This is a genomic window from Brevundimonas sp. (assembly GCF_023259385.1).
Taxonomy (GTDB): domain Bacteria; phylum Pseudomonadota; class Alphaproteobacteria; order Caulobacterales; family Caulobacteraceae; genus Brevundimonas.
Window position 1 is genome coordinate 1 of record NZ_JAHFPF010000180.1, and the last position, 7,597, is coordinate 7,597.

Here is a 7,597-nt window from a genome sequence, read left to right on the forward strand (position 1 = left end):
TCATCGTGTACTTCGACTGGGATCGTTCGGACCTCACGGCCGAAGCCCAATCGGTGGTCACGCAGGCCGCCAACTACGCCAAGTCGGGTCGTCCGACGCGCATCCTGATCGTCGGTCACGCCGACACCTCGGGTTCCGCGGCGTACAACATCGGCCTGTCGAACCGCCGTGCGCGCACCGTGGCTGACGCCCTGGTCGCCTCGGGCGTCAACGGCGGCGTGATCTCGCTGGACGGCAAGGGTGAAACCCAGCTGGCCCGCCCGACCGCCGACGGCGTTCGCGAGCCGCTGAACCGTCGCGCCACCATCGGCATCAACTTCCGCTAAAAACGGAAGCTGATCCGAAGCCTTCGGCCTCAAGCAGACCGAAGGCCGGTAGGCCAAGACTACAGAGCCGCCGGTCCTCCAAAGAGGGCCGGCGGTTTTGCTTTGTCCGCCGCCGCGACGCCCGGGGTGGTCAAAGGCGCGCCCGGTCGCTATCTCCACGGCCTGTCTGAACGGGGTGGACCCACATGCGCGTGGCGATGATCGGAACCGGCTATGTGGGCCTGGTGTCAGGGGCCTGTTTCGCCGACTTCGGCCATGACGTGACCTGCGTCGACAAGGATCAGTCCAAGATCGACCGCCTGGAGAAGGGCGAGATCCCGATCTTCGAACCCGGCCTGGACGATCTGGTCGCCTCGAACGTGCGCGGCGGCCGCCTGTCCTTCGCCCTGGACGGGGCCGAGGCGATTCGCGGCGCCGACGCCGTCTTCATCGCCGTGGGCACGCCGTCGCGCCGCGGCGACGGCCACGCCGACCTGTCCTATGTCTACGCCGCCGCCGAGGAGATCGCCGGCCTGATCGAGGGCTTCACCGTCGTGGTGACCAAGTCGACCGTCCCGGTGGGCACCGGCGACGAGATCGAACGCATCATTCGCGAACGCCGCCCCGACGCCGAGTTCGCCGTGGTCTCCAATCCGGAGTTCCTGCGCGAGGGCGCCGCCATCGAGGACTTCAAGCGGCCCGACCGCGTGGTGGTCGGCACCGAGGACGAACGCGCCCAGGCCGTGATGCGCGAGCTGTACCGTCCGCTGAACCTGAACGAGACGCCGATCCTGTTCACCGGCCGCCGCACGTCCGAACTGATCAAATATGCGGCCAACGCCTTCCTGGCGATGAAGATCACCTTCATCAACGAGATGGCGGACCTGTGCGAGGCGGTCGGCGCCGACGTGCAGCAGGTCGCGCGCGGCATTGGCCTGGACAAGCGGATCGGCGCCAAATTCCTGCACGCCGGCCCCGGCTACGGCGGCTCCTGCTTCCCCAAGGACACGCTCGCCCTGGTGCGCACGGCGGTGGACGCCGGCACGCCGGTGCGCCTGATCGAGACCACGGTCGAGGTCAACGACGCGCGCAAGAAGGCCATGGCCGGCCGCGTCTCGGCCGCCATGGACGGCGACCTGAAGGGCAAGACGGTCGCCCTGTTGGGCGTGACCTTCAAGCCGAATACCGACGACATGCGCGACGCCCCCTCGCTGGACGTGGCCCCGGCCCTGATGGCCCTGGGCGCGACGGTTCAGGCCTTCGACCCCGAGGGCATGCACGAGGCGTCCAAGCTGCTGGACGGCGTGGTGTTCAAGGACGGTCCCTATGAGGCCGTCACCGGCGCCGATGTGGTGGTGATCCTGACCGAGTGGGACCAGTTCCGGGCGCTGGACCTGGACCGCGTCAAGCTGCTGCTGCGTCAGCCGGTGATGGTGGACCTGCGCAACGTCTACCGCCCCGACGACATGCGGGCGCGCGGCTTCCGCTACACCTCGATCGGCCGGGCCTAGGCGACTATCGCGAGACGGTCCGGACCAGCTGGGCCTGGGCCTCGGCGACCGGATCGGGGCGGGGCAGGAGGACGCGGCCGGCGCCGATGACGACGGTCGCCGACAGCACCGCGGCGATGACCGCGATGGTGGCCAGCCTGAGGCCGTCTGCAAATTCCTGATGGTCCGGACGCAATCGTTCCCCCGAGTCGAACGTGCTTCCGTATCGAGCATTCGCGCGCCAGCTGTGCAAGTCACGGAACGGTGTGAGGCGCGGAAAAAGCGGCGTTACGGTCGGCTGGACCGGGGATGAAAGTGGTTAGTGGCTAGTGGTTAGTGGCTGGCCAGTCGGGTACGGCCTCACGGCCTGCGCCGCCCTTCCGCTGACGCCTGACGGTGCTGACGCCACGCTCGTTCTTTGGCTGCCTGCGGAAGGGCGGCGCGGAGGGCGCCGTCGCAGGCTGGCGGCCAGCCACTAACCACTAGCCACTAACCACTTGCCGGCCGCCGGCGGCCGCGCATGACGCACCGCCGCCGGAGCCAGTCAGATCAGCCGCGGAACGGGCGGATCAGGATTTCGACGCGGCGGTTCTGGGCCTTGCCGTCCGGGGTGGCGTTGGAGGCGATCGGCTGGCTCTCGCCGCGGCCATCGACGTACAGGCGGTCAGCCAGGACGCCGCGATCGACCAGGTAGCGGGCCACCGAGGAGGCGCGCTGGCGCGAGAGGTTCAGGTTGTAGTCGTCCGCGCCGTCCGAATCCGCGTGACCGACGATGTCGATCAGCGACTGGTCGTAGCGGTCCAGCACCGCGGCCACGTCGTCCAGGGTCGCATAGAAGCGCGCGTTGATGGACGACTGGTTCGAGGCGAAGGTCACGTCCGACGGCATGCGCAGGACCAGGTTGTCGCCCTGGCGCGCCACGCCGACGCCGGAGCCGGACAGTTCGGCTTCCAGCTCGCGCTGCTGACGGTCCATGTAGGAGCCGACCGCCGCGCCGCCCAGGGCGCCGATGCCGGCGCCGATGAGGGCGTTCTTGCGGCCTTCCTCGGAGTTGGAGGTGTTGGTCAGATAGCCCAGCAGGGCGCCGCCCAGGGCGCCGGCGATCACGCCGGTGCCGGTGTTGTTGCGGCGCGGGGTCGAGCTGTACGGGTCGGTGGTGGTGCAGGCGGCGGCGCCCAGCAGGGCGGCGATGCTCACGCCGGTGACGAAGAGTTTGGCGCGCATGATGGATCCTTTCGATCGTACGGGTTCTGGCCCTGAAACGCGGCCTTACAGTCAAGGTTCCTATCTGTACCGGAGCTGAACGGATCCGGTCGGATTTTTTCGGACGGCGCCCACGCTTTGCCAAGGTCGTGCCGCAGGGCGTATGGAAACCGCCAGACTGTCGACAAGGGTTCAGACGTGACCGAAGCCGCCCCCGCCCCGACCCGCGCCCTCGAGCCGGTGTCGATGAAATTGTACGATCAGGACTTCCAGGCCTTCGCCGACAAGCTGGGCCAGTCGTTCAAGCGCTACGGCTTCGCCGTCATCTCGGATCACGGCCTGGACGAGGCGGTGATCGAGGCGGCCATCGACGACTCCAAGGCCTTCTTCGCCCTGCCGGAAGACGTGAAGCGCCAGTACCACCAGCCGGGCACCGGCGGCGCGCGGGGCCTGACCCCGTTCGGCGTCGAAGCCGCCAAGGGCGCTGCCACCGTCGACCTGAAGGAGTTCTGGCACGTCGGCCGCGAGCTGCCCGAGGGCCACCCCTACCGCAAATACATGCGCGACAACGTCTGGCCGACCGAGGTGGAGGGCTTCAAGGAACACCTGTACGGCATGTTCACCGCCATGGACGCCCTGGGCGCCAAGGTGCTGCGCGGCATCGCCCGCTACCTGGAACTCGGCGACAACTTCTTCGCGGACAAGGTCCAGCTGGGCAATTCGATCCTGCGCATGCTGCATTATCCGCCGGTGCCGGCCGGCGCCTCGGGCGTCCGCGCCGGCGCGCACGAGGACATCAACGTCATCACCCTGCTGCTGGGCGCCGAGGAGCGCGGCCTGCAGCTGAAGGACGCCGACGGCGAATGGCTGGAAGTCGCGCCGCCGCCGGGCGCGCTGGTGGTCAACATCGGCGACATGCTGCAGCGCCTGACCAATCACGTCCTGCCGTCGACCAGCCACCGGGTGATCAACCCGACGCCGGAACGGGCCAGCTTCGCCCGCTACTCGACGCCCTTCTTCCTGCACTTCAACCCGGACTTCATGATCGAGACCCTGCCGTCCACGATCACGCCGGAAAACCCGGACCGCTACGCCGGCCAGCCGCTGATGGCCGAGGACTTCCTGACCCAGCGGCTCAAGGAAATCCGCTTGATCTGACGGGGGTGCGCTTCGGGTGGGCTGGTGCGTGTGAAGTGGCTAGTGGCTAGTGATTAGTGGTTGGCCACCAGCCTGCGACGGAACCGTCCGCGCCGCCCTTCCGCCAACAGAAGCAAACGCAGGCGCGAGCGTGCAGGCAGCGATGGGCCCTGTCAGCGGGGAGCAGCGCCGACCTCGCGGCCGCACCCTGCTGGCCAGCCACTAATCACTAGCCACTAGCCACTTCCCATCCACCAGCGCCCACCGACCGTGGCGCCACCCTATTTGGAGATCCGCAGCTGGCTGATGCTGCGGCCGATGGCGGCGAAGGCCGTCTTCAGCGAGGAGCCGTTCTGCGGCAGGTAGACGTAGTCCGGGCTGGTGGCGCAGGCCTGCATGACCTCGGTGGCCGTATCGACCGTTCCGGGCGTGGTGTCCGGCGTGCCCGAGATGTCGAAGCCCACGGTGTAGATGATGATGTTCTGCGCCTTCATGGCGTTGCACATGTTCACCGACTGCAGGAAGGGGCTGCCGTTGTTGGAATTGTGGTTGATCCAGCGGTCGTTCGAACCGCCGCCCGCGCCCGAGTCCCGCGCCCGCACGCCGTTGTAGTAGACCGCGTTGAACTCGCCGTCGGTCATGATGATCACGACCTTCAGCAGGTTCGGCGTGCCGTAGGGATCGGGCGTGCTTTCCGTCGGGAAGATGGAGGCGAAGGTCGGCGAGACCATGTACCAGCCCCAGCCCACGCCGATCTGGCCGGCGGTGCCGCCCTCGGCCTTGTAGGCGTTGATGCGGCTATGCAGCGTGTCGCGGTTGGTGGTCAGCGGCGTGAAGGTGGTGGTCATGCAGCCGCCCTGACCGACGTTGGTCGTCCCGACGTAGGAGAAGGCGACCTTGGACGTGGACGGGGCCGCGTCGGTGTAGGCGTTGGAGCCCACCCGCTCGCTGACGCAGCTGGACGCCTCGAAGATGCGCAGGTTGTTCTCGTTGTTCGTGAACAGGAAGTTGGCGCAGCCGTACTCCAGGCACTGCACCGTGCCGCCCGAGGTGTAGTTGGACACCGCCGCCACGGGACCGACCATGTTGTTGATCGAGAAGGTCGAGTCCGTCTGCTTGGTGACGGTCTGGTAGAAGGGCGTCGAACCGCTGGGGCTGACGCTGTTCTGGGTGTTCAGCTGGGTCATGCCGCCGACGTTCAGCATGCGGACGTCCTCGCCCGTGGCCAGGCCGTGGCCGTTCGAGGTCACCACCACCTCGCAGGTCGAGACCAGGCAACGCCGGGCGATGCCGCTGCTGGCCGTATAGGTCTGGTAGCCCGTGGTGTTGATGGCCGACCCGGCGAGGGTCTGCAGGGAGAAGGTGTTGTTGTCGATCCTGACCACCTTGTAGGACTTGCCGTTCAGGTAGGAGGCCAGGTCGGCCTGGCCCGAATTGTTCCCGTCGGTCACGCCGCTGATCCAGACGAAATCGCCCGTGGAGTAGCCGTGGCTGTTCGCGGTGAAGACCCCGGGGCTGGCCTTCGTCATGGCGGTGATCGTCTTCTGGCTGTTGGCCACCATCCAGGCCGCGCCGGTGATGTTGGTGGCCCCGCGCGCGGCCCCGCGCACATCGTTCAGATAGCTGCCCGCGTTGACGCCCATCGAATAGGGCACCAGCGCCATTCGGGTCTTGTTGATGCTCTGGTTGGTCTGCACGACCAGGTCGACCAGGTCGTTCGCCGCCTCCTGGAGGTCGGACAGGCGGGTCCCCTCCATCGAGCCGGTGATGTCCAGCACCAGCGACACCTCGATGTCCTTGGTCGCCCGGTTGACCTCGGAGTGGGCGCCCACCTGGATGTAGTCATCCATGAACTTGCCGTAGGGCGGCAGGAAGATGTTGGCGACCAGGGTCTTCACATCGACCTTGGAGCTGGCGACCACGATCTCGGACTTGTTCAGTACGAAGGTGGTGTCGGCCTCGCGCAGGGTGATGTTCGGATAGGCCTTCAGATTGGCCTTCAGGGCGGCCAGGCCGACGCGCTGGATGTTGACGTCGTCGGAGTAGGGCGAGCGGGCGGCGGCCAGGGTGGCGGCGTCCAGGGCGTCCTGCAGGTTGACCCGCACGGTCGAGGCGCGGTGGATATCGACCCCGCCGACGGTCATCAGGACCAGCACGGGCATGCTGAGGCCGAAGATCATCGCCACGTTGCCGCGTGTCTCGGACGCCATGCGGCGAACAAGGTTGCACGCGCCTCGGGCGATCCCGCTGATCCAGTGTCCGATAGCCATCGTCATCCCGGTCCTCGCCGCGGCACAGGGCGCCGACGGTCATCGAGGCGGAAGATGACGGAGTTCGGTTAAGGGAAGGCCTAACGGCGAGGGTTAACCCGGCGGTGAGGAACCGCCGGGCTCTCTGGTTCAGGCCATCAGGCGTCCCAGCCGCAGCTCTTGCCGCGGTTCTGCACGGTCAGCCAGGCGTTCAGCGGCGCGAAATAGTCGGCCACCGCCGAGGCGTCGTTGCCGCGCTCGCCGGTGAAGGCTTCCATCGCTTCCGGCCACGGGCGCGACTGGCCCATCTCCAGCATCCGCTCGAAGCGCTCGCCCACCTCCTTGTTTCCGTAGATCGAGCAGCGGTGCAGCGGGCCCTGCCAGCCGGCCTGCTTGCAGGCCGCGCGCTGGAACTGGAACTGGTAGATGTGGGCCAGGAAGTAGCGGGTGTACGGAGTGTTGCCCGGGATGTGGTATTTCGCGCCCGGATCAAAGGCGTTGGCCGGACGCGGTCCCGGCGGCACAAGGCCCTGATATTTCAGCATGTTGGCCGACCAGGCGCTGTTGTACTCGGCCGGGCTGGTCTCGCCGTCGAAGACGCCCCAGCGCCAGCGGTCGACCATCAGGCCGAACGGCAGGAAGGCGATCTTGTCCAGCGCCATCTTGAGCAGGAAGGGGATGTCCTCTTCCGCGCCCGGCGTGGTCTGCAGCAGGCCGATCTGGTTCAGATAGGTCGGCGTCAGGGCCGACAGGCCGACGAAGTCGCCGATGGCCTCGTGGAAGCCGTCGTTCGCCCCGTTCTTGAACAGGAAGGGCTGATCCTTGTAGGCGCGCTGGTAGTAGTTGTGACCCAGTTCGTGGTGGACGGTGTAGAAGTCGTCGCCGTTCACCTGGGTGCACATCTTGATGCGGATGTCCTCGGCGTTGTCGAGGTCCCAGGCCGAGGCGTGGCAAACCACCTCGCGGTCGCGCGGCCGGGTGATCATCGACCGCTCCCAGAAGGTCTGGGGCAGGGCCGGCAGGCCCAGCGAGGTGTAGAAGCCCTCGCCCGTGCGGACCATGCGGGTGGCGTCGTACTGGGCGTTCGTCAGCAGCGCATCGAGGCTGTAGCTGGACGTCCCGCCGCTGGTCGGGGCCACGACGTCGTAGATGTTGCCCCACTGCTGCGACCAAATATTGCCCAGCAGGTCGGCGCGGATCGGGCCGTGGTCGG

7 protein-coding genes are annotated in these 7,597 nt (G+C 67.3%); 3 read left to right on the forward strand and 4 right to left on the reverse strand.

Annotated features, from left to right (window positions below):
- Positions 1-326 (forward strand): OmpA family protein (locus Q0C81_RS13425; protein WP_291838772.1); only part of this gene is annotated, 326 nt, incomplete at its 5' end.
- 185 nt (positions 327-511) lie between these two features.
- Positions 512-1,816 carry a UDP-glucose/GDP-mannose dehydrogenase family protein gene (locus Q0C81_RS13430; protein ID WP_291838775.1) on the forward strand — a complete coding sequence of 435 codons (1,305 nt, stop codon included), beginning with the start codon at positions 512-514 and terminating at the stop codon, positions 1,814-1,816.
- Between the two features lie 4 nt (positions 1,817-1,820).
- Here Q0C81_RS13430 and Q0C81_RS13435 read toward each other — a convergent pair whose 3' ends face one another.
- Positions 1,821-1,991, reverse strand: a complete 171-nt coding sequence (locus tag Q0C81_RS13435) for a hypothetical protein (protein WP_291838777.1) — start codon at positions 1,989-1,991, stop codon at positions 1,821-1,823.
- 353 nt (positions 1,992-2,344) lie between these two features.
- Entirely contained in the window at positions 2,345-3,019 is a 675-nt protein-coding gene (locus Q0C81_RS13440; RefSeq protein WP_291838780.1) for an OmpA family protein, read from the reverse strand.
- A gap of 225 nt (positions 3,020-3,244) precedes the next feature.
- Between Q0C81_RS13440 and Q0C81_RS13445 the strand changes: the two genes are divergently transcribed.
- Positions 3,245-4,156, forward strand: coding sequence for a 2-oxoglutarate and iron-dependent oxygenase domain-containing protein (locus tag Q0C81_RS13445; protein WP_291838787.1), 912 nt, complete (start codon positions 3,245-3,247; stop codon positions 4,154-4,156).
- A gap of 260 nt (positions 4,157-4,416) precedes the next feature.
- Here Q0C81_RS13445 and Q0C81_RS13450 read toward each other — a convergent pair whose 3' ends face one another.
- Together Q0C81_RS13450 and Q0C81_RS13455 are read right to left on the reverse strand one after the other, a co-directional pair.
- Positions 4,417-6,405: a pilus assembly protein TadG-related protein gene (locus Q0C81_RS13450; protein WP_291838782.1), complete on the reverse strand. Its 1,989-nt coding sequence runs from the start codon at positions 6,403-6,405 to the stop codon at positions 4,417-4,419.
- 137 nt (positions 6,406-6,542) lie between these two features.
- Positions 6,543-7,597, reverse strand: a 1,055-nt coding sequence (locus tag Q0C81_RS13455; RefSeq protein WP_291838785.1) for a M2 family metallopeptidase, incomplete at its 5' end; no start/stop codon positions are given.